Origin of the sequence: Actinacidiphila cocklensis (assembly GCF_907177275.1) — a bacterium.
In the GTDB taxonomy this organism is placed as follows: domain Bacteria; phylum Actinomycetota; class Actinomycetes; order Streptomycetales; family Streptomycetaceae; genus Actinacidiphila; species Actinacidiphila cocklensis.
In genome coordinates this window covers 1-22,628 of sequence record NZ_CAJSLV010000098.1, presented here as the reverse complement: position 1 = coordinate 22,628, position 22,628 = coordinate 1, and the positions used below count along the sequence as shown (strand labels likewise).

General features: G+C 71.9%; 19 protein-coding genes. 11 read left to right on the top strand and 8 right to left on the bottom strand.

The features are described 5' to 3' along the window. Positions 1-220: 220 nt before the first annotated feature. A complete protein-coding gene (locus NFU81_RS34565; RefSeq protein WP_031519519.1) occupies positions 221-484 on the bottom strand; it encodes a WhiB family transcriptional regulator in 264 nt (87 codons plus the stop codon). 713 nt (positions 485-1,197) lie between these two features. On the opposite strand from NFU81_RS34565, the gene NFU81_RS34560 reads away from it, so the two are divergent. Genes NFU81_RS34560 through NFU81_RS34550 form a run of 3 tightly spaced genes read left to right on the top strand, consistent with a single transcriptional unit; the run spans position 1,198 to position 4,025 of the window. Further along, a complete protein-coding gene (locus NFU81_RS34560; protein ID WP_251499232.1) occupies positions 1,198-1,716 on the top strand; it encodes a cysteine dioxygenase in 519 nt (172 codons plus the stop codon). Between the two features lie 39 nt (positions 1,717-1,755). After that, positions 1,756-2,712, top strand: coding sequence for a 2-phospho-L-lactate transferase (cofD, locus tag NFU81_RS34555; protein WP_251499229.1), 957 nt, complete (start codon positions 1,756-1,758; stop codon positions 2,710-2,712). After that, complete coding sequence (locus NFU81_RS34550) at positions 2,709-4,025, top strand: coenzyme F420-0:L-glutamate ligase (protein WP_251499227.1); 1,317 nt, start codon at positions 2,709-2,711, stop codon at positions 4,023-4,025. The genes cofD and NFU81_RS34550 overlap by 4 nt, the downstream gene beginning before the upstream one ends. Positions 4,026-4,052: 27 nt before the next feature. Here NFU81_RS34550 and NFU81_RS34545 read toward each other — a convergent pair whose 3' ends face one another. Beyond that, on the bottom strand, positions 4,053-5,018 hold the full coding sequence (locus NFU81_RS34545; RefSeq protein WP_422665366.1) for a DNA-3-methyladenine glycosylase family protein: 966 nt from the start codon (positions 5,016-5,018) through the stop codon (positions 4,053-4,055). Between the two features lie 53 nt (positions 5,019-5,071). Between NFU81_RS34545 and NFU81_RS34540 the strand changes: the two genes are divergently transcribed. The 5 genes from NFU81_RS34540 to NFU81_RS34520 all read left to right on the top strand — a co-directional run bounded on the left by NFU81_RS34540 (position 5,072) and on the right by NFU81_RS34520 (position 12,705). Next, the gene (locus NFU81_RS34540) at positions 5,072-5,827 is read left to right on the top strand and encodes a TIGR03089 family protein (RefSeq protein ID WP_251499224.1); all 756 of its coding nucleotides are present in this window, start codon (positions 5,072-5,074) and stop codon (positions 5,825-5,827) included. Positions 5,828-6,177: 350 nt separating this feature from the next. Further along, a complete protein-coding gene (locus tag NFU81_RS34535; protein ID WP_251499222.1) occupies positions 6,178-7,401 on the top strand; it encodes an LCP family protein in 1,224 nt (407 codons plus the stop codon). Positions 7,402-7,451: 50 nt separating this feature from the next. After that, positions 7,452-8,837: an LCP family protein gene (locus NFU81_RS34530; protein WP_251499219.1), complete on the top strand. Its 1,386-nt coding sequence runs from the start codon at positions 7,452-7,454 to the stop codon at positions 8,835-8,837. 233 nt (positions 8,838-9,070) lie between these two features. After that, on the top strand, positions 9,071-10,780 hold the full coding sequence (locus NFU81_RS34525) for an LCP family protein (RefSeq protein WP_251499216.1): 1,710 nt from the start codon (positions 9,071-9,073) through the stop codon (positions 10,778-10,780). Between the two features lie 125 nt (positions 10,781-10,905). Beyond that, the gene (locus tag NFU81_RS34520) at positions 10,906-12,705 is read left to right on the top strand and encodes an LCP family protein (RefSeq protein WP_251499214.1); all 1,800 of its coding nucleotides are present in this window, start codon (positions 10,906-10,908) and stop codon (positions 12,703-12,705) included. A 66-nt stretch (positions 12,706-12,771) separates the two neighbouring features. On the opposite strand, the gene NFU81_RS34515 is transcribed toward NFU81_RS34520, so the two are convergent. Beyond that, entirely contained in the window at positions 12,772-13,818 is a 1,047-nt protein-coding gene (locus NFU81_RS34515; protein ID WP_251499211.1) for a glycosyltransferase family 2 protein, read from the bottom strand. Positions 13,819-13,995: 177 nt separating this feature from the next. Here NFU81_RS34515 and NFU81_RS34510 point away from each other — a divergent pair, with 177 nt between their 5' ends. Next, a complete protein-coding gene (locus tag NFU81_RS34510; RefSeq protein ID WP_251499208.1) occupies positions 13,996-15,495 on the top strand; it encodes an LCP family protein in 1,500 nt (499 codons plus the stop codon). Between the two features lie 39 nt (positions 15,496-15,534). On the opposite strand, the gene NFU81_RS34505 is transcribed toward NFU81_RS34510, so the two are convergent. After that, positions 15,535-16,089, bottom strand: a complete 555-nt coding sequence (locus tag NFU81_RS34505) for an acyl-CoA thioesterase (RefSeq protein WP_251499205.1) — start codon at positions 16,087-16,089, stop codon at positions 15,535-15,537. Positions 16,090-16,206: 117 nt separating this feature from the next. On the opposite strand from NFU81_RS34505, the gene NFU81_RS34500 reads away from it, so the two are divergent. After that, positions 16,207-17,433, top strand: coding sequence for an LCP family protein (locus NFU81_RS34500; RefSeq protein ID WP_251499203.1), 1,227 nt, complete (start codon positions 16,207-16,209; stop codon positions 17,431-17,433). Positions 17,434-17,542: 109 nt separating this feature from the next. Here the strand turns inward: NFU81_RS34500 and NFU81_RS34495 are convergent, their stop codons facing one another. The 3 genes from NFU81_RS34495 to NFU81_RS34485 form a co-directional block, all read right to left on the bottom strand. Continuing rightward, positions 17,543-18,226 carry an LAETG motif-containing sortase-dependent surface protein gene (locus tag NFU81_RS34495; protein WP_285833826.1) on the bottom strand — a complete coding sequence of 228 codons (684 nt, stop codon included), beginning with the start codon at positions 18,224-18,226 and terminating at the stop codon, positions 17,543-17,545. Positions 18,227-18,429: 203 nt separating this feature from the next. Next, positions 18,430-19,590 carry an acyl-CoA dehydrogenase family protein gene (locus NFU81_RS34490; RefSeq protein ID WP_251499198.1) on the bottom strand — a complete coding sequence of 387 codons (1,161 nt, stop codon included), beginning with the start codon at positions 19,588-19,590 and terminating at the stop codon, positions 18,430-18,432. Between the two features lie 111 nt (positions 19,591-19,701). Then, entirely contained in the window at positions 19,702-20,928 is a 1,227-nt protein-coding gene (locus tag NFU81_RS34485; RefSeq protein ID WP_251499195.1) for an LCP family protein, read from the bottom strand. Positions 20,929-21,042: 114 nt separating this feature from the next. On the opposite strand from NFU81_RS34485, the gene NFU81_RS34480 reads away from it, so the two are divergent. Then, positions 21,043-22,383, top strand: a complete 1,341-nt coding sequence (locus NFU81_RS34480) for a UDP-glucose dehydrogenase family protein (RefSeq protein WP_251499192.1) — start codon at positions 21,043-21,045, stop codon at positions 22,381-22,383. 21 nt (positions 22,384-22,404) lie between these two features. Here the strand turns inward: NFU81_RS34480 and NFU81_RS34475 are convergent. After that, positions 22,405-22,628: CGNR zinc finger domain-containing protein (locus NFU81_RS34475; RefSeq protein WP_251499189.1), on the bottom strand; the 224-nt coding region annotated here is incomplete at its 5' end.

The following is a 22,628-nucleotide window of genomic DNA, read 5'->3' as shown; positions in this document are numbered from 1 at the left end:
CCGCTCGCGGCGGGGTTGCATCTCGGACGGCCCCCCACACTAACGGCTTACGCGGACACCACCGCCCTGACGTGTGCCCGGTGTGAGAACAACAGCAGCCCACCGACCGCGTCAAAGGGCGCGGCGGCGGGCTGCGAAGACGGTGCGCGGGACGTGGCCGGCGGCGGATCTGCCGCTGCTCAGCGGGGCTGCGCCGGGTCCGCGACGGGTGGCGTGCGGGTCAGACGACGCCCTTCTTCAGGCGGCGGCGCTCCCTTTCGGACAGGCCGCCCCAGATGCCGAAGCGCTCGTCGTTGGCGAGAGCGTATTCGAGGCAGTCGGAACGGACTTCACAGGCGAGGCAGACCTTCTTCGCCTCACGCGTGGAACCGCCCTTTTCGGGGAAGAACGACTCGGGATCGGTCTGCGCACACAGCGCGCGCTCCTGCCAGCCGAGTTCCTCGTCGGCTTCTTCGGCCAACAGCAACTGGAACTGCTCGGTCATGCGCGCCCCTCGTCTGTCGTGCTTCCCCGTGATGTGGGTCGTCACCATGTACGGCTGAACGACACGAGTGAAATTACAAGTGCGCCGATCCGGGCCAGTCAAGCCGGGATCTGCTATTGGGTCCGTTATTCACTCCCCTGAACCAAGAGGTGACAGAAAGTGTTGTTATCGGACCAAAAGCCCGGAACCGTCAACGGTGGCCCGGTCGGTCCACCGTTCACACCTCGTCAGACGCTGCGGCGACGCGCCACGTTCCGCGCTTACGGATGAAGCGTTGTGGATCACATTTCGATCACAGAACCACACGCCACGAGGAACGGTCGGACGCATGCGCGACGTCGGATCGCGCGGCACACGAGCTCCCCAGGTGGGTGCGTCCGGTAAGCGGAATGCTCCGGTTGCACGGATGTCGCCCACCTATCCGCACATGTCTACGTACAAACCTTTCAGCAACTCACGGTGCCGAATCAGGTGAAAGAAGCGCGACATATCGGACATCCAGTTGACAGAGGGTCGTCCGGACCGGTCTCCTTGTATGCATGCCTGCCGAGCACCACGCGCCCTACCGGACCCGCCGCCGCGAGTCCTGCTGCGTCGCGCTCGCGCAGAACTGCTGTTGTCCCTGCCGCTGTCGCTGAGCCCCCTGCCCAGGCCCCGTTCTTCCGGCCCTGGCACCGCCCGCCACTCGCGCACACCCCCAGGGACACACCTTCATGTACTCCGACGTCTCCATCGCCGGTGACCCGCTCGCCCTTCCCCACCTCCTCCCCCCGGTGCCGCAACACCCCGGCACCGTCGCGGAGTTCGCCGGACTCGCCCGCTCCATCGCCGCCGACCGCGAGCGATGGGCACCCCTGGTGCGCTACGACGCCACCACCCGCTGGTATGCCCGCCTGCAGACCGGCCCCGGCTACGAGGTGTGGCTGCTCAGCTGGCTCCCGGGCCAGGGCAGCGGCCTGCACGACCACGGCGGTTCCTCGGGCGTGCTCACCGTCCTGCAGGGCGCGCTGCGCGAACGCGCGCTCGGCCGGCAGGGCGAGACCGTCCGCCGGCTCGGCGGGGGCGGCCAGCGTGCCTTCGCACCCGGCTATGTGCACGAGGTCGTCAACGACAGCCTGGAGCCCGCGGTCAGCCTGCACGTGTACTTCCCCGGCCTCACCGAGATGACGCCGCACGCCTGCACCTCCGCCGCGGGCGCGGTGGCGGCCGCTCCGGCGCAGGCGGCGCGATAGCCGTACGGGCCGCCCTGGCGGACTGACAGACTGGGACCCATGCGAATCGTGGTTCTGGCCGGAGGAATCGGCGGGGCGCGCTTTCTGCGCGGCCTGCTGGCAGCGGCGCCCGAGGCGGAGATCACCGTCATCGGCAACACCGGAGACGACATCCATCTGTTCGGCTTGAAGGTCTGCCCCGACCTCGACACCGTGATGTACACCCTGGGCGGCGGCATCCACGAGGAGCAGGGCTGGGGCAGGGCCGACGAGACCTTCACCGTGAAGGAGGAGCTGGCCGCGTACGGCGTGGGACCCGAGTGGTTCGGCCTGGGCGACCGGGACTTCGCCACGCACATCGTGCGGACCCAGATGCTCGCCGCGGGCTATCCGCTCAGTGCCGTCACCGAGGCGCTGTGCGCCCGATGGAAGCCCGGCGTCCGGCTGATCCCGATGTCGGACGACCGGATCGAGACACATGTCCTGGTCGAGACCGACGGCGAGCGCAAGGCGGTCCACTTCCAGGAGTACTGGGTGCGGCTGCGCGCCGCGGTCCCGGCGCACGCCGTCGTACCGGTCGGGGCCGAGGCGGCCAAGCCCGCGCCCGGGGTGCTGGAGGCGATCGGCGCGGCCGATGTCATCGTCTTCCCGCCGTCCAACCCGGTGGTGAGCATCGGCACGATCCTGGCCGTGCCCGGGGTGCGCGAGGCGATCGCCGAGGCAGGGGTGCCGGTGGTGGGCCTGTCGCCGATCGTCGGCGACGCACCCGTACGCGGCATGGCGGACAAGGTGCTGGCCGCGGTCGGCGTGGAGGCCACGGCCGCCGCGGTGGCCGCGCACTACGGATCGGGGCTGCTCGACGGCTGGCTGGTCGACACCGTCGACGCAGGCGCCGTCGCAGAGGTCGAGGCGGCCGGCATCCGCTGCCGGGCGGTGCCGCTGCTGATGACCGACCTGGACGCCACCACGCGGATGGCACACGAGGCGCTGGCGCTCGCGAAGGAGGTACGGGCATGAGCGCGGCACGCTTCGAGGTCTTCGCCCCCGAGGGCGTCGGCGAGGTCCAGCCCGGCGCCGACCTCGCCAAGCTCGTCATGGCCACCGGGGTCGAACTGGCCGACGGGGACGTACTGCTGGTCACGTCCAAGATCGTCAGCAAGGCCGAGGGCCGCCTGGTGCACGCCGACGACCGGGAGGCCGCGATAGACGCCGAGGCCGTACGGCTGGTGGCGCGCCGCGGGGCGACCAGGATCGTCGAGACCCGGCACGGCTTCGTCATGGCCGCGGCCGGTGTCGACGCGTCCAACACCGCGCCCGGCACCGTCCTGCTGCTGCCCGAGGACTCCGACGCGTCCGCCCGCCGGATCAGGACCGGGCTGCGCGACGCGCTCGGCGTCAACGTCGGGGTCGTCGTCACCGACACCTTCGGGCGGCCCTGGCGCGAGGGGCTCACCGACGTGGCGATCGGCGCCGCGGGCGTGGCGGTGCTGGACGACCTGCGCGGCGGCCAGGACTCGCACGGCAATCCGCTGCACATGACAGTGACGGCGACGGCCGACGAACTGGCCGCGGTCGGTGACCTGGTCAAAGGCAAGGCGAGCGGGCGCCCGTTCGCCGTGGTCCGCGGCCTGGCCGACCTGGTTCTCCCGCGGGACATCGCCGAGGCCGACGACACCGGGGCCAGGCCGCTGGTGCGCAGGGCCGCCGACGACATGTTCCGGCTCGGCACCTCGGAGGCGGTACGGGAGGCGGTGTCGCTGCGCCGCACGGTGCGCGACTTCACCGACGAGCCCGTCGACCCGGCGGCGGTGCGGCGGGCGGTCGCCCTCGCGGTGACCGCGCCGGCTCCGCACCACACCACGCCGTGGCGTTTCGTGCTGCTGGAGACGCCCGAGGTGCGCACCAGGCTGCTCGACGCCATGCGCGACGCGTGGGCTGCGGACCTGCGGCGGGACGGCTTCTCCGAGGAGAGCGTCGCCAAGCGGCTGCGGCGCGGCGACGTCCTGCGCAAGGCGCCGTATCTCGCGGTGCCGTGCCTGGTCGCCGACGGCGCCCACGCCTATCCCGACGCACGGCGGGCGGCCGCGGAACGCGAGATGTTCGTGGTCGCCACCGGTGCGGGGGTGCAGAACTTCCTCGTGGCGCTGGCCGGCGAGCAGCTCGGCTCCGCCTGGGTGTCGTCGACGATGTTCTGCCGTGACGTGGTGCGCTCGGTGCTCGACCTGCCGGCGAACTGGGACCCGATGGGCGCGGTGGCCGTCGGTCGCCCGTCCGCCACTCCCCCGGCGCGGCCGCCGCGCGCGGCCGACGGCTTCATCGCGGTGCGCTGAGCCCGGCTGCGCCCCGGGGACGCATGCTCAGGAGTGGCGGGTCGGCGGGTTCGGGGCCAGCCGGGGGCCGTGCCGGGGCGGGCTCGGGGCCGCCATCACGATCAGCCGGGCGGCCCGGTGGCGCTGGCCCGCGTACGGGGCGAGCAGGTCGAGCATCGTGGCGTCGTCGGACCGCCGCGCGCCCGTCAGCGCGTAACCGATGTGGTGCGGCAGGTGCAGGTCGCCGACCGTGACCGCGTCCGGGGCTCCGTGGCTGCGCTGCAGCGTCTCCGCGGCCGTCCACGGGCCGATACCGGGCACGCTCTGCATCCGGGTGCCGGCTTCCTCGGCGGGCAGCGAGGTCAGCGCGTCCAGCCGGGCGCCGAGCCGTACCGCCCGCATGATCGTGGACGCCCGCTTGTCGTCGACCCCCGCGCAGTGCCAGTCCCACGACGGCACCCGCGCCCAGCCCTGCGCGTCGGGCATCACCCGCATGCGGTCGGCGCGCGGACCCGGCGCGGGCTCGCCGTGCTGGAACAGCAGCAGCCGCCACGCGCGGTACGCCTCCGCCGTGGTCACCTTCTGCTCCAGCACCGAGGGGATCAGCGCCTCCAGGACGAGGCCGGTCCTGGTCAGCCGCAGGCCCGGGTGGCGCCGGTGCGCGGTGTGCACGACGCGGTGCCGCGGGGTGAACGCCGAAGGGTCGTCGTCCGCGCCCAGCAGCGCGGGCAGCGCGTCGAGCAGCCACTGCGCGCCGGGTCCCCACGCCTCGGCCTCCAGCGCCGCCGAGCTGCCCCGCAGCCGCAGAGTGCCGGCGCCCGCGGGCGTACGGCTGGCCCGCCACACCGTGCCGTCGGCGTCGATACGGAACGCCGGGTCGGCCGGGCCGCGGCGCAGCGGCATAAGCGTGCGGCGGACGTCGAGCGGGCCCTGCGGTGTCCAGGTGCGGACATGCCCCCGCTCCTGCCGGGGGGCGGGGACGTCGCCGGTGGGGCGGGGCAGCGGTGGGGGCACCCGCCCGAGGGTAGCCGCCGCGGGGCCGCGGCACGGCCGGTAGCCTGGCCGGCGTGACGTCACCCGCCCAGGACACCCCCGCCGGCCTGCTCGCCTCCGCCCTGCGCGGCGACCCAGGGCGGCCGCTCATCACCTTCTACGACGACGCCACGGGCGAGCGGGTCGAGCTGTCGGTCGCCACCTTCGCGAACTGGGTGGCGAAGACCGCGAATCTGCTCCAGGACGAGCTGGGGGCGCAGCCCGGCGACCGGCTCGCACTACTGCTGCCCGCGCACTGGCAGACGGCCGTGTGGCTGCTGGCGGGCTTCTCCACCGGCGTGGTGGTCGCGCCGGGCGCCGACCCCGCCGCGGCCGACCTGGTCGTCAGCGGCCCCGACACCCTGCAGCAGGCGCGGGCCTGCGGCGGCGAGCGGGTGGCGCTGGCGCTGCGCCCGCTGGGCGGGCGGTTCCCGCAGGTGCCGCCGGGCTTCCTCGACTACGCAGTCGAGGTGCCCGGGCAGGGCGACCGCTTCGTGCCGTACGCGCCGGTCGGTGCGGGCTCGCCGGCGATGCATCTCGCCGGCGAGGAGACGATGACCGCCGGAGCGGTCGTGGAGCGGGCCGTCGCCGCGGCCGAGGCGTACGGGATGGCGCCGGGGGCGCGGGTCCTGTCCCGCCTTCCGTTCGACAGCTGGTCCGGCCTCGCGGCCGGCCTCCTCGGCCCGCTCGCCGTCGGCGGGTCGGCCGTCCTGTGCAGGAACGCCGCCGCTTTGGGTGCGGAACAGCTCGCTGCGCGCGAGGCGACGGAACGGGTCACTCTCACCGTGTAGGCGCCCCCCGGGGGCCACGTGCCGTGGCTCCGCCGCTTTCCCACCGTCGCGGCTCGGCGCGCAGTTCCCCGCGGCCCCAGGCGGGTGCTCCTTGGCGTGGACTCGGACCTTCCCGTCCGTCGTGACTGCGCGCGCAGTTCCCCGCGCCCCCAGGTGGGTGCCCGACGTTCGCCGCGCGCGCGAAGGCGCTCACCCTCCGTGCAGAGGGCAACCCGCTGAGGGACGTGGGGAAATGCGGGGACAAGCACACGGAGGGGGGAGGCAACCAAGGGACGGATTCGACTGTCTGAACGAGTGGCGCACGGGCAAACGAGCCCGGGGCACCGCACGGATGAGGGATGGGCGGAGACGTGACCACGTCAGCAGAGCCTCCGGCGGAGGACCGTACGGACGATCCGGCGCCCCCGCGCCGGAGTTATCGGTGGCTCAAGATCCTGGCGGTGGCCACCGCCCTGCTGGTGCTGGCCTTCGCCGGCGGCGTCTACTACCTCTACCAGCGGCTCGACGGGAACATCACCACGGACACGGTGACCGAGACCGAGTTGAAGGTGCACGCGTCGGAACGGCCGACGGCGGGGCCGACGTCGGCGGAGAACATCCTGCTGCTCGGCTCGGACAACCGCGGCGACGGCAACGAGAAGTACGGCGAGGACAGCGGCACGCAGCGCTCGGACACCGCGATCCTGCTGCACCTTGCCGCGGACCGGCACAGTGCCACGGCGATGAGTATTCCGCGCGACCTGATGGCGCACGTGCCCAGTTGCGCCAAGCCGAACGGCGGCAAGACCGAGCCGAAGCTCGAGCAGTTCAACTGGGCCTTCCAGTTCGGCGGCGCCGCCTGCACGATCCGTACGGTCGAGGACATGACCGGTATCCGGATCGACCACCACCTGATCGTGGACTTCTCCGGGTTCAAGAAGATCGTGAACGCGATCAACGGCGTCGACGTGTGCCTGGCGGATCCGGTGCACGACACGAAGGCGCACCTCGACCTGCCTGCCGGGCGGCAGACGCTGAACGGCGAGCAGGCGCTCGGCTACGTGCGGGCCAGGCACGGCTTCGGCGACGGCAGCGACACCGAGCGGATGGACCGCCAGCAGGGCTTCCTCGGCTCGCTGTTCTCGAAGGTCAGCAGCAACGGCGTGCTGCTCAACCCGACGAAGGTCTACCCCGTGCTGTCGGCCGCGACGTCGTCGCTGACCGCCGACCCGGGCCTGGACTCGCTCAGCGAGCTGTACGGCCTGGCGCGCGACATCCAGAAGATACCCGCCGGGCAGCTGCGCTTCCTGACCGTGCCGCGGGAGCAGTACACGCTGGACCACAACCGCGACCAGCTGGTGCAGCCCGCCGCGGACCAGCTCTTCACGGCGCTGCGCGACGACATCGCCGTCACGGTGACGCCCGACGGCAAGTCGGAGGGCTCGGACGCTTCGGACGGCTCGGACAGCGGCAAGTCCGGCTCCACCGGCACTCCCTCCCCCGGCAGCACGCCCACTGCCGGTGGTAAGCAGGCCACTCCGCCGCCCACTTACCGCGGCAGGACCGCCGATGCCGACATCTGCGGCAAAGCCTGATGAACTAAGGTGAGCCCTCGGCCGGCCGTGGATGGAGGACCCGATCGACCGTGGACACGGAGGAGTCCGGGTACGTCGACCCGGCTGACCAGTGGGTGCTCGACCCGGCAACAGGCCTGTACGAGCTGCGCCTTGACGCGCCCTCGGAGCCGGTGCCGGTAGCTCCCGAGCCCGTACGGCCCGCACCCGTACGGGCGGTTCCCGTACGCACTCCGGCCGCCCGTACGGGGCACGGTGGGCGGCGGGCCGCCGCCCCTGCCGCGGGGTCGCGCCGCCGCAAGGCCAAGCCGCGCCGGCCGTCCGCCCTGGTGTGGGGAGTCGGCGCCACGTGTGCCGTGCTGGTCGCCGGTGCGGTCGCGGGGATCGCGGTGCTGCGGCAGGGCGGCGGGCCTGCGATCCATACCGTGGACATCGGTGCCGCCGGCAGCAAGGACGCCGTCCACTCCGGTGCGATGAACGTCCTGATGCTCAGCAGCAGGCCCACCGACACCGCTGTTCTGCTGCACATTGCCGCGGACCGCGGCAATGTGACGGCGCTGGGTATTCCGCCGGTACTGGCGACGGACATCCCGGACTGCCCGGCCGGCGGCGGCACCGTCAAGGGCGCGAAGCAGCAGCCCTTCTCCGCCGCACTGACCGGCCGCGGCCCGGGCTGCGCGCTGCGGGTGGCCGAGCAGGTGACGGGACTGCCGGTGGACCACGTCGTGCTGGTCGACTACGCAGCGGCGAAGGCCGCTTCGAGCGGGGTCCAGGCGGCGGACCTGTGCGTGGACCGTACGGTGGCCGACCCGCGGACGCTGACGGCGCTGGCGCGTACCGCGCCGGCCGCGCTCACCACGGACACCCCGCTCGGCAGCGCCAAGGCGCTGGGCACGCTCGCCGACGCCATGGGCGCGGCCGATCCGGAGCACGTCACCTTCGTGACGATCCCGCTGCAGGACGGAGCCGCACCGCAGGCGGCGGACCCGCAGAAGGCCTCACAGCTCTACGCCCTGTTGGCGAACGACGTCTCGTTGTCCCCCGACCACCCGCCGGCGGTCGATCCGAGACTGGTCGGCCCGAAGGCGACACCGCACAACACCCGGGTCGAGATCTACAACGGCACCGGCGTCTTCGGCGCCTCGCAGGACGTGCTGAGCTGGCTGCAGAACAGCAAGGGCGTCAACCGCTCGACCAACGGCGGCGACGCCCATGCGAAGGCGCGGAAGACCACGCTGCAGTACGCGCCGAACCAAGCCGACCAGGCCCGCTCGCTGGCCGCGATGATGGGACTGCCCGCGTCCGCGCTGATCCCCGGCACCAAGGACGCGGCGCCCCGGGCGAACATGACGCTGACGCTGGGCGCGGACTTCACCGCACCGGGTGTCCCGGTCGGGCCGCCGACGGCGCCGCCCAAGGGCGTGACGCTGACGCCCGCGTCGGGCGTCCGCTGCTGACTGGCGACTGCCGACTGCCGACTGCCACGGCATACGCCCGCGTTGGCGGCCGCGGAACCGGGCATCGTGGCAAAGCACGGTGAAAACCTGCTGAAAAACCACACCAATTCCGGTATGAATTAGGGCCTTTTGTCCGCGCATGAGCGGATGAAATCCACAGGTTCGCACTTCGGCGCCTCGCCGGGCGACTACTGTAAGCGACTCGGCGGTTACCAGACGGAGGCCGAGGGACCGTGGACACGCAAGGCCGAGACGACATCGATCCGGCGGACCAGTGGGTCATAGACCCGGCCACCGGCAGCTACCGGCTACGGAAGGAACCTGCGCAGGACAAGGCGCAGACCGCCGGCCTGCCCCGGCAGGCCGGCCGCGCACCCGCAGCACCCGCCGCACCCGCGGCCGTGCCGCCGCCCAGGTACCGCCGCCGAGGCGGCGGCCCGTCCGTACCTCCGGGCCGCCGCGGGAGCCGGCCGGTCAGGACGGGCAGGACGCCGGGCAAGGGGTCGGCCCGGCGCAGGAGGGCGCTGCTGTGGACTGCGGGCTCGATGGGCCTGGTCCTGGTGACGGTCGGCGTCGGCGGCTACCTGGTGTACGAGCACTTCAACGGCAACCTCACCACCGTGGACGTCGGCGACGCGGGCAGCAAGGACGTCATCGGCGACGGTCCGCTCAACCTGCTGGTCATCGGCACCGACAGCCGGCAGGGCCTGGGCGGCAGGTACGGCGACGCGGACAACGTCGGGCACGCCGACACCACGATCCTCTTCCACGTGTCGGCCGACCGCAGCAATGCCACGGCGATGAGCATCCCGCGGGACATCGTCACGGGCATCCCCGACTGCCCGACCCGGCAGAAGGACGGCACCACGACGACGATCCCCGGCATCCCGGCAGGGCTGACCACGCCGAAGTTCAACGAGAGCCTGGGTGTCGGCGGGCGTGACCCCGGCTGCACGATGCGGGCCGTCACCGCACTGACCGGCATTCCCGTGGACCACTTCATGATGGTGGACTTCGAGGCGGTCAAGGCGCTGTCGACGGCGGTCGGCGGCGTCGACGTGTGCCTGGACAGACCGCTGGTCGACCCCAAGTCGCACCTCGACCTGCCGGCGGGACCGCACCGGATCGAGGGCGAGCAGGCGCTGGAGTTCGTCAGGACCCGCCACGCGCTGCGCAACCAGAGCGACCTGGACCGGATCAAACTGCAGCAGCGGTTCCTGGGCGCGATGATCCGCAAGATCACGTCGAGCGGCACCCTGACCAACCCGGGGAAGCTCTTCTCACTGGCGAACACCGCGACCAAAGCGCTCACGGTGGACAGCGCGATCGGCAGCGTCTCGAAGCTGACCAGCCTGGCGAAGGGCCTGAGCAAGGTCGACGCCAAGCACATCACCTTCACCACGCTGCCGGTGGTCGACAACCCCCATGAGAAGGTCCACGCCACCGTCGTGGTCGACCAGGTCAGGGCGCAGCGGCTGTTCAACATGATCAAGGACGACGTCCCGCTCGGCGGCCACAGGAAGCGGCCGAAGAGCGACGCCCTGCTGCGCGGCCCGAAAGCAGCGCCCGCGGACGTGCGGGTACGCGTCTACAACGGCAGCGGCATCCTGGGCGCCGCCCGCGGCACGGTGGACTGGCTGCGCGGGACCCAGGGCGTCGGCGGCCCCGCCAACGGCGGCAACGCCCCCGCCCCGGCCGCGCGGACCACTCTGGCGTACAGCCCCGGGCAGGCCGACCAGGCCCGTGCGCTGGCCGCGATGCTCGGCCTGCCGGGGTCCGCTCTGCGGCCGTCGGCCGAAGCCGACGGCGCCGCCGGCGGTGCGGACATGGCCCTCACCCTCGGCGCGGACTTCACCCGGGCCGGCGTCCCGGTCCCCGACCCCGAGTCGGCTCCCACCGATCTGGACAGGACGGAGGCGGACAATTCGTCCTGCGTGAGCTGATTCACGAAACCTCCCGGTGATCCGAATCGTGTTAAGTCGAGGCCGCGCAATGCAACTCCGCGGGGCCGACGGCCGTCTGTCAGGAGGACGACCGAGATTCGGCCGGAACAGGGGGAGGGTTCTTGATGCGGGACGGGTCAATGGGGGGCGGCCAGGATGCCGCGTCGAACCATGGCGACCTCGGCTGGAACGACGGGCTCTACCGGGACGACGCACGCGCGTACGCCCCGGAGACGGGCTACGGCGGGGGTCGGATCCCCGGGCCGAGAAGCCCCCACGGCGGCGGCGACGGACCCGATCCGATACCCGGCGGACCAGGCGCGGGCGGCGCCGACGACAGCACCCCGGACCGCGCGCCGGGGCACGGCGGCGGGCACCGCAGGGGTGGCCGGCGGCGGCCGCGCAGCCGCAAGCGCAAGGTGCTGCGCTGGGTGGCGATCGTGGCCGCGGTCGGCGTGCTGGGCACGGCGGGGGCGGCGTACGGCTACTACGAGTACCTGGCCGGGAAGATCCGCAAGGGGGAGCGGGTCAGCGGCAAGACGACCGTCGCCAAGCCGAAGGCCAACGCCAACGGCACCTCGGCAATGAACATCATGATCCTCGGCTCGGACAGCCGGATCAGTGCGGACGACCAGAAACTCGGCGGCGCCGCCGACAGCGCGGGAGCCCGGGCCGACGTGATCATGATCGCCCACCTGTCGGCGGACCGCAGCAACATGTCGGTGGTCAGCATCCCGCGCGACACCCGGGTGGACATTCCCGAGTGCGAGGACCCGAAGACCCACCACGTCTACCCCAAGGTCAACACGATCATCAACGCGTCGCTGGGCCGCGGCGGCCCGGGCTGCACGCTGGCGACCGTGCAGAACCTGACGAACGTCTACATCGACCACTGGCTGATGATCGACTTCTCCGGCGTGGTGAAGATGGCGGACGTGCTGGGCGGCGTGCAGGTGTGCGTCGAGCACAGCGTCTGGGACCGCCCGACCAAGTACATCAAGCACGGCGGGTCCGGGCTGAAGCTCCCCAGGGGCAAGAGCGTCATCAAGGGCAAGCAGGCGCTGCAGTGGCTGCGCACCCGCGACGCGTTCGGCGACGACTCGGGCCGCGCGAAGGCCCAGCACATGTACATGAGCTCGCTGATCCGCACCCTGCGCAGCCAGAACCTGTTCACCAACCCCTCGCGGCTGAACAAGATCGCCACCACGGCGATGGGCGCCTTCGAGGTCTCCTCGGAGATCGGCACCCCGAAGAAGCTCTACGACCTCGGCATGGAGCTGAAGAGCGTCTCGCCGTCCCGGATGACGATGCTCACCATGCCGCACGACGCGGACCCGCAGGACAAGAACGCGCACTACATACCGGCCGCCGACGCCGACACGGTGTGGTCGCTGCTGCGCAACGACGTGGCGATGGACGCGAACGGCAAGGCGAAGCCCACGGGCACGGCGAGCGCGTCACCCAAGCCGAGCGCTCCCTCGGGTCCGCCCGCCGCGGCCCCCGCGACGATCCCGGTCACCGTGGTCAACGGCACAGCGGGGACGTCCGACAAGGCGGCCGTGGGGCACCGTGCCGCGGCCATCGCGACGGCGCTGAAGACCGCGGGCTTCACCAAGGCCGAGCCGGACCAGACCGCTGCGCCCAGCCCGGGCACCACCGTGGTCTATCCGGCGGCCTCCGGCGAGCAGGGCAAGTCCGACGCGACCTCGGTGGCCAAGGCGCTGAAGATCCCGGTCAGCAACGTGAAGCCGTCCGCCACCGCGAAGGCCGTCACCCTGACGGTCGGCGCGGACTGGAGGGAAGGCACCGACTACAGCACGACGCTGCCCAAGCAGGGCGGTGTGCCCAAGAGCGCCGACAGCCTCAACGGCGCCGACACCACGGGCTGCATGCCCATCCAGCCGATCTACCGCTGGGCGGGCTGACCGGACCGCGGGACGTACGCGAAAGGGGTCCGCCGGGAAATCCCGGCGGACCCCTTTCGCCTGCTGTCACACGTCGGCGGAAGCCGACTGCGGGGCCGTGACCGCCGGCCGGCGGCTGGCGATGACCGTGCGCGCCAGCGAGCGCGGGCTGGTCAGGAAGCCGTAGCCCCAGCACATGTGCATGGTGGCCAGCGCCAGCGGTATGCGCAGCCGGGCGCCGGCGCCCAGGCCGCGGCCCGCGGGGAGCGAGCCGACGGTGATGGCGGCGAGGTAGGCCGCGGGCACCAGCAGCGCCCACGGCGTCAGCACAGCGCCGACGACGATGCCCGCCGCATTGGCCAGCACGGCGCCGGGCGCCGCCAGGTACCGCAGGTTGACCGAGCCGCGGTGGTAGCGGGTCACCACCCGGCGCCACCGGCCGTAGTCCTTGTACTGCTTGGCAAGGGCGCGCACGCTCGGCCGCGGGCGGTAGGAGACCCGCAGGTCGGGCGAGAACCAGATGAGGTGGCCGGCCTCGCGGATGCGGTAGTTCAGCTCCCAGTCCTGGGCGCGGATGAATTCCACGTTGTAGCCGCCCTGCTGCTCCAGGACCTCGCGGCGGAAGACGCCGAGATACACGGTGTCGGCGGGGGCCGCGGAGCCACCGGTGTGGAAGGCCGCGTTGCCGACGCCGATCTTCGCGGTCATGGCCGCGGCGACCGCTTCCTCCCAGGCGTTCTCACCCTCGGCGTGCATGATGCCGCCGACGTTCGCCGCACCGGTCTCGTCCAGCAGGCGCACGGCCGTGGCGATGTAGTTCGGCGAGAGCATGCCGTGGCCGTCGACGCGCACCACGACGGGGTGGCGGGAGGCCTTGATCGCGGCGTTCAGCGCCGCGGGCGTGCGCCCGGTGGGGTTGGGCACCGTGTGGACCCGGGGGTCCTCGGCGACCAGCTCGGCCGCGATCGCGTCGGTGCGGTCCTTGGAGGGACCGAGTGCGATGACGACTTCCAGCTCGCCCGGATAGTCCTGTTCCAGGATGTGCCGGACGGAGTTGCGCAGATGGCGCTCCTCGTTGAGCACCGGCATGATCACGGAGACGGCCGGGAGCGCGGGGTCATTGGCGGCGTTCATTGCGGGAAACGTTACCGCCAATGGGGGACACCAGCGCGTGGGGGCAAGACTGACAGTCCTATTTGTCCCTAGCCTGAACGGGTCTGCCCGCCTTGTCCCACCGCGGAGGGAATCCTGTTGCCGCCGACCCGCCGACGTCCAGCCAGCCCGCCACGCCCCCCGGCACGGCGGAGGCCGGTGCCGGGTCGCCGGCCGCCGATCCGGCGGAGCACCCGGATCGTCGGCGGGGTCGCGCTGATGGTGATCACCGCGAGCGGCATCGGCCATGCGGTGGTGACGGGCGTGGACGGGGCGATCGGCCGGGTGGACGCCTTCGGCGGGATGCAGGGCCGCCCCGACGGCAGCAAGGGCACGAACTTCCTGCTGGTCGGGACCGACGGGCGGGACAACCTGACCCCGAACGAGAAGAAGCTCTACCACCTGGGCGGAGCGCCCTGCCACTGCACGGACACGATCATGCTGGTGCACCTGTCGCAGGACCGCTCCCGGGCCAGCGTGGTCAGCATCCCGCGCGACACGTACGTCCTGCTGCCGGCAAGGACGGCGAAGCCCGCCGCCAAGGCCGGGGCGAAACCCCCCGCGAAACCCCCCTCGAAAGCCGACGGCAAGGGCGCGGCCGAGCCCCCCGCGAAGCCCGCCGCCGCCACCCGCCCAGCCAAGCTCAACCAGGCCTACTCCCAGGGCGGCCCCAAGCTCACCGTGCGGACCGTCGAGCAGCTGACCGGCGTCCACGTCGACCACTACCTGGAGGTCGACTTCACCAGCTTCATGAAGACCGTCGACGTCATCGGCGGTGTCCCGGTCTGCACCTCGCGCCCGCTCAAGGACTCCTTCACCGGCCTGGACCTCCCGGTGGGCACCACGAACCTGAACGGCGGCCAGGCCCTGCAGTACGTACGCTCCCGGCATCTGGACCCGGCCGCCGACCTGGGGCGGATGCAGCGCCAGCAGCGCTTCCTCGCCCAGGTCATCCACAAGATCACCAGCAGCGGCACGCTCGGCGACCCGCTGCGGCTGCGCAAGGTCGTCTCCACCGTGCTCGGCTCGGTCCGCGCCGACCAGGGCCTCGACAGCGCCGACATGATCACACTGGCCCGCGCCATGAAGGGCTTCTCGCCCGGCTCGTCGGAGTACACCTCGGTGCCGCTGAGCAGCACCAGCCTGAACGTCCACGGCGTCGGCTCCACCGTGAAGTGGGACGCGCTCAAGGCCGGCCGGCTCTGGGCGGCCGTCCGCGCCGACAAGCCGCTCACCGCACCGCGCCCGACCCCGAGCGCCGGCAGCACCCCTGCGGGCGTGCCGGTCGCGGTGGACCCCGCCAGGATCCGGGTCCGGGTCGAGAACGGCACCACCGTCGGCGGGCTGGCCGCGAGCACCCAGCAGGCGCTGCGCGCCACCGGCTTCGCCACCACCGGCACACCGACCACGACCGCCCGGCATGTGCCGCACACCGTCATCCGCTACGACCCGCGCTGGGACACCTCGGCCAAGGCGCTGGCCGTCGCACTGCCGGGGGCACAACTGGTGCCCGCGCCGAAGCAAGGCTCGCTGATGCGGGTCACGCTCGGCCCGGACTTCGCCCTGGCCAGGGTCAAGCCGGTCACCGCGCCGCTGCCCGACCCCGGGGCGCAGCCGCGGGAGGGCGCGCTCACCGGCGACCAGGTCGGCTGCTCCTGACCGGCCCCGCAGGCCCGCGGCCGGCCGTGCGGGACCCCGTCAGTCGTCCAGGCCCTCGGCCGCCCGCTCCCTGCGCAGCTCCAGGATCGCCCGGCGGCGGGCCAGCCGGTGCGTACGGCGGATCTGCGCCTCCTGCCAGCGGCGCCGGTCCTGCGCGGTCTCCGGGAGGACCGGCGGCACCCGGCGCGGGTGGCCTTCCGCGTCGACGGCGACGAAGACCAGATAGGCGCTCGCGACCTGCTTGGCGGGCCGCCCCGCCTCGTTCCAGCGCTCGGCGACGACCTGGACGCCGACCTCCATGGAGGTCTTCCCCGTCCAGTTGACCTGGGCCTTCACCTGGAGCAGGTCGCCGACCCTGACCGGTTCGAGGAAGGCCATCTCGTCCATCGCGCCGGTCACCGCCGGCCCTTCGGAGTGCCGCCCGGCGACCGCGCCTGCGGCGTCGTCCACCAGCTTCATCACCACACCGCCGTGGACCGTGCCCAGCAGGTTGGTGTCGTGGGCGCTCATGATGTGGGAGAGCGTGATCCGGGCGGCGGACGTCGGCTTGCCCGGGGTCACCGGGACCTGCGGGATGTCGGATGGATCGATCATGACAGCCACTTTATGTCCGTTACGAAACCGCTGCGGCCGGTGGCCGAATGCATCGGGTCTGCTACAGAACCGCCCTGGATTCAAGGTCCCACGCCGTCGCCGGGCACACTGACGGACATGAACGGTTGGAGCGATGACACCGAGCAGCGCAGGCTCTCCGAGCCTCCGCTGCCCCCAGAACTGTCGCCGCGCAGGGCCGCAGCTGCCTCGGGCGGGGTCCCGCCGCAGCCCACCCGACGCCCGGCGCCGGGCGGCCTGCCCCCCGGGGCCATCCCGCAGCCCGCCGACGGATCGGGCGACGGCTACGGCCCGCCGACCACCGGCGGCCCCGGCGGCCCGGGGCGGCGCACCCCGCGCTGGAGCACCCGCAAGAAGATCGGCTACACGGCGCTCGGCCTTGTGGTGGTGCTGCTCGTGGTGTCCGTCTCGACGTACTTCTGGGCCGACTCCAAGGTGCGGCGCGAGGTCGACCTGAGCAAGGTCGAGGACCGCCCGCCGGCCGGCAAGGGCACCAACTACCTGATCGTCGGTTCCGACAGCCGTGAGGGCCTCACCAAGCAGGACGAGAAGAACCTGCACACCGGTGCCGCCTCCGGCCAGCGCACGGACTCGATGATGATCCTGCACACCGGCAGCAACGGCAGCACGATGATGAGCCTGCCGCGCGACTCCTACGTCACCATCCCGGCCTTCACCGGCCAGCAGTCGGGCAAGCGGTACGCGGCCTCCACGCACAAGCTGAACCGCGCGTACGCCGACGGCGGCCCCGAGCTGCTGACCAGGACCGTCGAGTACAACACCGGCATCCACATCGACCACTACGCCGAGATCGGCTTCGCGGGCTTCGTGAACCTGGTCAACGCGCTCGGCGGCGTGGACATGTGCCTGGACAAGCCGCTGCACGACAAGGCGTCGGGCGCGGACTTCGCAGCGGGCTGCCAGAAGATGAACGGCCAGCAGTCGCTCGCCTTCGTCCGGCAGCGCCACCAGGAGGCCGACCAGGACCTCGGCCGGATGCGCAACCAGCAGAAGTTCCTGTCGACCCTCGCCCACCAGGCGGCGTCGCCCTCGACCGTGCTGAACCCGTTCAAGCTCTACCCGGTGATCGGCTCGGGCCTGGACACGCTCATCGTGGACAAGAAGATGAGCCTGCGGAACCTCGCGTCGATGTTCTGGGCGATGAAGGGCGTCACCGGCGGCAGCGGGAACTCCATCACCGTGCCGATAGCCAACGCCAACTACATGACCTCCAACGACGGCGACGCCGTGAAGTGGGACATGACGAAGGCGAAGACGCTCTTCGACGAGCTGAAGAACGACGACAAGGTCACCGTCACCAAGTAGTCCCCCGCCGGCTCCCGCCCGGCACAGCAGACGGCCCCGGCTCCCCCGCGTGTGACGCGGTGGAGCCGGGGCCGTTCGGCGGTCTACGCCGCCGCCCGGGGCGCGGAGGTCAGTGACGCCCGGCCGGGTTGCGGCGACGCAGCATGAAGACCGTGCCGGCACCGGCCGCGACAAGCACCGCGGCAACACCGGCGATCATGCCGGTGTTGCTGCCGCCGCCGGTCTCGGCCAGGTTGGACGTGCCACCGGCCGGCGAGGGCGCGTTGGTGTCAGCAACAGCGGCCGGGGCCGGGCTGGTGGTGGAGGCCGACGGGGTGGGCGTGGCGGTGGCCGTCGTCGGCTGCGTGGACGGCGTGTCGTCCGTCGGCGGCGTGGCCGGCGGCGGGTTGTCGTCCGGCGGCGGGGTGGTGGTGCACGCCTTGTCCGGCGTGGTCACCTCCTTGGTGCCGACGTCAGCGCCGCCCGTCTTGACGACGTGGACGGTGTAGACCGTGTTCGCGGTCCACTCGACGGGGAAGGTGAAGTTGACGCCCTCCCTGGTGCCCTTGACGTTCTTCTGCGAGCCGACCTCGGTCGTCCCCTGGGAGACCGTGATGTCGACAGCGGTCCCCGAGCCGTCCTGGTCGAGGACATTGATCACACCGTGGTTGCTGTCGTCACACGACGCCGACGGGGTGAACTCGGTGATGGAGCAAGCGAACGCGCTGCCTGCAACGCCCAGCGCAAGAGCGGCTGCGGCGGAGGCGACGCCAATGGAACGCACCGCTATTGCGGTGCGGCGGTTTATGGACACGTCTTCCCTTCACGGGATCGGATCACAAGTAACGGAAGGCCGGTCAGCGGACGCTGTGGCCCCCCGTCCCACTGATGGCCCTCACACACCTACAAGCCCCCGCGTGCGCTTGTCAATTGATCGCAAACCGACCACAACTCAGCTCCAAACACACAAAGAGCACCCGATCCGGGTGCTCTTTGCGGGGCGGTGTTACAGAGTTGCTACGCGGGGAGGTTGCGGGCCATGACGATCCGCTGGACCTGGTTGGTGCCCTCGTAGATCTGGGTGATCTTGGCGTCGCGCATCATCCGCTCGACCGGGTAGTCGCGGGTGTAGCCGTATCCGCCGAGGAGTTGGACCGCGTCGGTGGTGACCGACATGGCCACGTCGGAGGCGTAGCACTTGGCTGCGGCGCCGAAGAAGGTGAGGTCGGAGTCGGAGCGCTCCGACTTCGCCGCGGCGGCGTAGGTGAGCTGGCGGGCGGCCTCCAGCTTCATGGCCATGTCGGCCAGCATGAACTGGATGCCCTGGAACTCGGCGATGGCCTTGCCGAACTGCTTACGCTCGGCGACATACCCCTTGGCGTAGTCCAGCGCGCCCTGGGCGATGCCGATGGCCTGGGCGGCGATGGTGACGCGGGTGTGGTCCAGGGTCTTCATCGCGGTGGCGAAGCCGGTGCCCTCCGCGCCGATCATGCGGTCGGCGGGGATGCGGACGCTGTCGAGGTAGACCTCGCGGGTCGGCGAGCCCTTGATGCCGAGCTTCTTCTCCGGGGCGCCGAAGGAGACGCCCTCGTCGCCCTTCTCCACCACGAAGGCGGAGATGCCCTTGGAGCGCTTGTCCGGGTCGGTGACCGCCATGACGGTGTAGAAGTCGGAGACCCCGGCGTTGGTGATCCAGCGCTTGACGCCGTTGAGCACGTAGAAGTCGCCGTCGCGTACGGCCCTGGTCTTCATGCCGGCCGCATCGGAGCCGGCCTCCGGCTCCGACAGGGCGTAGGAGAACATGCCCTCCTTGCGGGCCAGCGCGCCCAGATACCTCGTCTTCAGCTCCTCCGAGCCGGACAGCTGCACCGGCAGCGAGCCGAGCTTGTTGACCGCGGGGATGAGCGAGGAGGACGCGCAGACCCGGGCCACCTCCTCGATCACGATGACCGTGGACAGCGCGTCGGCGCCCGAGCCGTCGTAGGCCTCGGGGACGTGCACCGCGTGGAGGTCGTTGGCCTCCAGTGCGTCGCGCGCCTCCTGCGGGAAGCGGCCCTGCTCGTCCACCTCCGCGGCGAAGGGGGCGATCTTCGCCTCGGCGAGGGAGCGCACGGCGTCCCGCAGCATGTCGTGCTCTTCGGAGGTCCGGAAAAGGTCGAAGTCGGAGGGTCCGGCCACAGAGTCTCACTCCCGATGCTAACTACCGTTAAGTAACCGTACAATCCTAGGGCTGCGCCCGTGATCCGTCCTACGTGACGTTCCCGACAGCAGGGGCCGCCACACGGGCCGCTACGACACGTGGGTGCCGAGCCTGTCGAGGCTGTGGGTGGCCACGAAGTCCGCCATGGTGTCGTTGCGTACCGCCTCCCACAGCTCCGCGCTGCCGCTGTCGTCGAGCAGGACGACCGACTGCTTGTCGATGGTGTCGAAGCCGGCGACGGGGGCGTTCATGAAGACCATGTCCGAGGAGCGCACCGCGCGCATGTCCCAGACCAGGTCGCGCAGCGCCCCGTCGGAGAGCCGGTCGTCGACGCTGACCACCGAGGTGACCTGGTCGAGGGTGCGCTTGAGCTTGAGCGGGTTGGTCACGGTGCCGCCGGAGAGCACCTTGGACAGCACCGCCCGCAGGAAGTTCTGCTGCCGGTGGGTGCGGTCGAGGTCGCCGTTCGGCAGGCCGTAGCGCTCGCGTACGTAGTCCAGCGCGTCGTCGCCGTCCATGTGGTGCGGGCCCGCGGTCCACACGCCGCCGGGGCCGTTGCGGCGCGAGACGGTCCGCTCGACAGTGATGTCCACGCCGCCGACCGCGTCCGTCAGCTTCTTGAAGCCGCTCCAGTCGATGACCGCGAGGTGGTCGATGCTCACCCTGGTCAGCCGCTGCACGGTGTCGATCAGCAGCGGCGGGCCGCCCCAGGAGAAGGCCGCGTTGAGCTTGGCCATGCCGTGGCCCGGGATGCCGACCCAGGAGTCGCGGGGCAGCGAGACCACGTAGGCGTGCTTGTGGTCGGCCGGCAGGTGCACCAACATCATCGTGTCGCTGCGCTGGGCGCCCGGCCTCCATTCCGGCGCCTTCGCGTCCTTGCCCGTGGTGGGCAGGTCGGAGCGGGAGTCCACGCCGACCAGCAGGAAGGTCTGGCTGCCGCTCCTGGACGGCGGCGGGACCGCGGCGGCCGGCACGTCGGTGGGGAAGGCGTGCGGGATGCGCTGGACGCGCCCGGTGTAGTGCTCGTACGCCCAGTAGCCGGTGCCTGCGACCAGCAGGGCGCCGACGCCCAGCAGGATCAGCGCGCCGTACAGCACCCGGCGGGTGCGCCGCCTGATCCGGGCGCGGCGGTACTCGGGAGACTCGGGTCCTGCGGCCTTCCCCGCCGGCCCGGCGGCCTCCGGTACGTCCTCGGGCTCCGGTGCGGCTGCGGCTCCCGGCGTCCCTGATGACTCCGCCGTGCCGCCCGGCTCCGCCGCCCCGCCCGGCTCGGCTCCCCCTGCCGCCCCGGCTCTTCCGTCCTCGTCACCAGCCACGATCGCCCCCCACCCCGGTTTCCCCAGCACTGCCGGTCGGTCCCCGCATTGTGGACCTGCCGCCCTGTTCGCACCCCTCCTTTGACGCAGTCGGTGCCGGATATGCTCTGGCCCATGCCTCTCAAGCTCACCGTCATCGGTACCGGCTACCTCGGCGCCACCCATGCCGCTGCCATGGCCGAACTCGGCTTCGACGTGCTCGCGCTCGACATCGAGCCGCGGAAGATCGAGATGCTGTCGCAGGGCAGGGTGCCGATGTTCGAGCCGGGCCTCGAAGAGATCCTGGCCAAGCACGTGGCCGGGATCGAGGGTTCCAGCGGGCGGCTGCGCTTCACCCTGTCGTGGGAGGAGGTGGCCGAGTTCGGGGACGTGCACTTCGTGTGCGTCAACACCCCGCAGAAGCAGGGCGAATACGCCTGCGACATGAGCTATGTGGACCGCGCCTTCGCGCTGCTGGCCCCGCACCTGCGGCGGCCCGCACTGGTGGTCGGCAAGTCCACCGTGCCGGTGGGCAGCGCGGCCCGGCTGGCGGCGCTGCTCTGCGAGCTGGCGCCGGCGGGCGCGGACGCGGAGCTGGCGTGGAACCCGGAGTTCCTGCGTGAGGGCTTCGCGGTGCAGGACACGCTGCACCCGGACCGGATCGTGGTGGGCGTCGCGAGCGAGCACGCGGAGTCCCTCCTGCGGGAGGTTTACGCCACGCCCGTCGCAGAAGGCACGCCCTTCGTCGTCACCGACTACCCGACGGCCGAGCTGGTCAAGACCGCGGCGAACGCCTTCCTGGCCACCAAGATCTCCTTCGTCAACGCCATGGCCGAGGTCAGCGAGGCGGCCGGCGGCGACGTGGCCAAGCTCGCCGAGGCGATCGGCTACGACGACCGGATCGGCCACAAGTTCCTGCGGGCCGGCATCGGCTTCGGCGGCGGCTGCCTGCCCAAGGACATCCGCGCCTTCATGGCCAGGGCGGGCGAGCTGGGCGCCGACCAGGCGCTGACCTTCCTGCGCGAGGTCGACTCGATCAACATGCGGCGCCGCACCCACATGGTGGAGATGGCCCGCGAGGCGCTCGGCGGGGGCTTCCTGGGCCGCCGGGTGGCGGTGCTCGGCGCGACCTTCAAGCCGGACTCCGACGACGTGCGGGACTCCCCCGCGCTGAACGTGGCCGGCCAGATCCAGCTGCAGGGCGGCCAGGTCACCGTCTACGACCCCAAGGGCATGGACAACGCCCGCACGCTCTTCCCCACCCTCGGCTACGCCCCCACCGCGCTGGACGCGGTCCGCGGCGCCGACATAGTGCTGCACCTGACCGAGTGGCAGGAGTTCCGCGAGCTCGACCCGGCGGCGCTGGCCGAGGTGGCTCGCGGCCGCTCGGTGCTCGACGGCCGCAACGCCCTGGACCCGGCCGTGTGGCGCAAGGCGGGCTGGACGTACCGCGCGATGGGCCGCCCGCAGGCCTGACCGAGCAGGCCGCGGCCGGGGTCAGCCCGCTTCGGGCGCGGCGGCCCTGCCGCTCTTGCGGTAGGTCCGCATCTTGGCCCGGCTGCCGCAGATCGCCATCGTGCACCAGCGGCTGCGGCCCGCCGGGCTGCGGTCGTAGTAGACCCATCGGCAGGTGTCGGCGGCACACGCCTTGAGCCGCGGCCAGGTGCCGTCCGCGGTCGCCCGCACGATGGCCGCGGCGACCGCGGCGGTCAGCTCGGCCG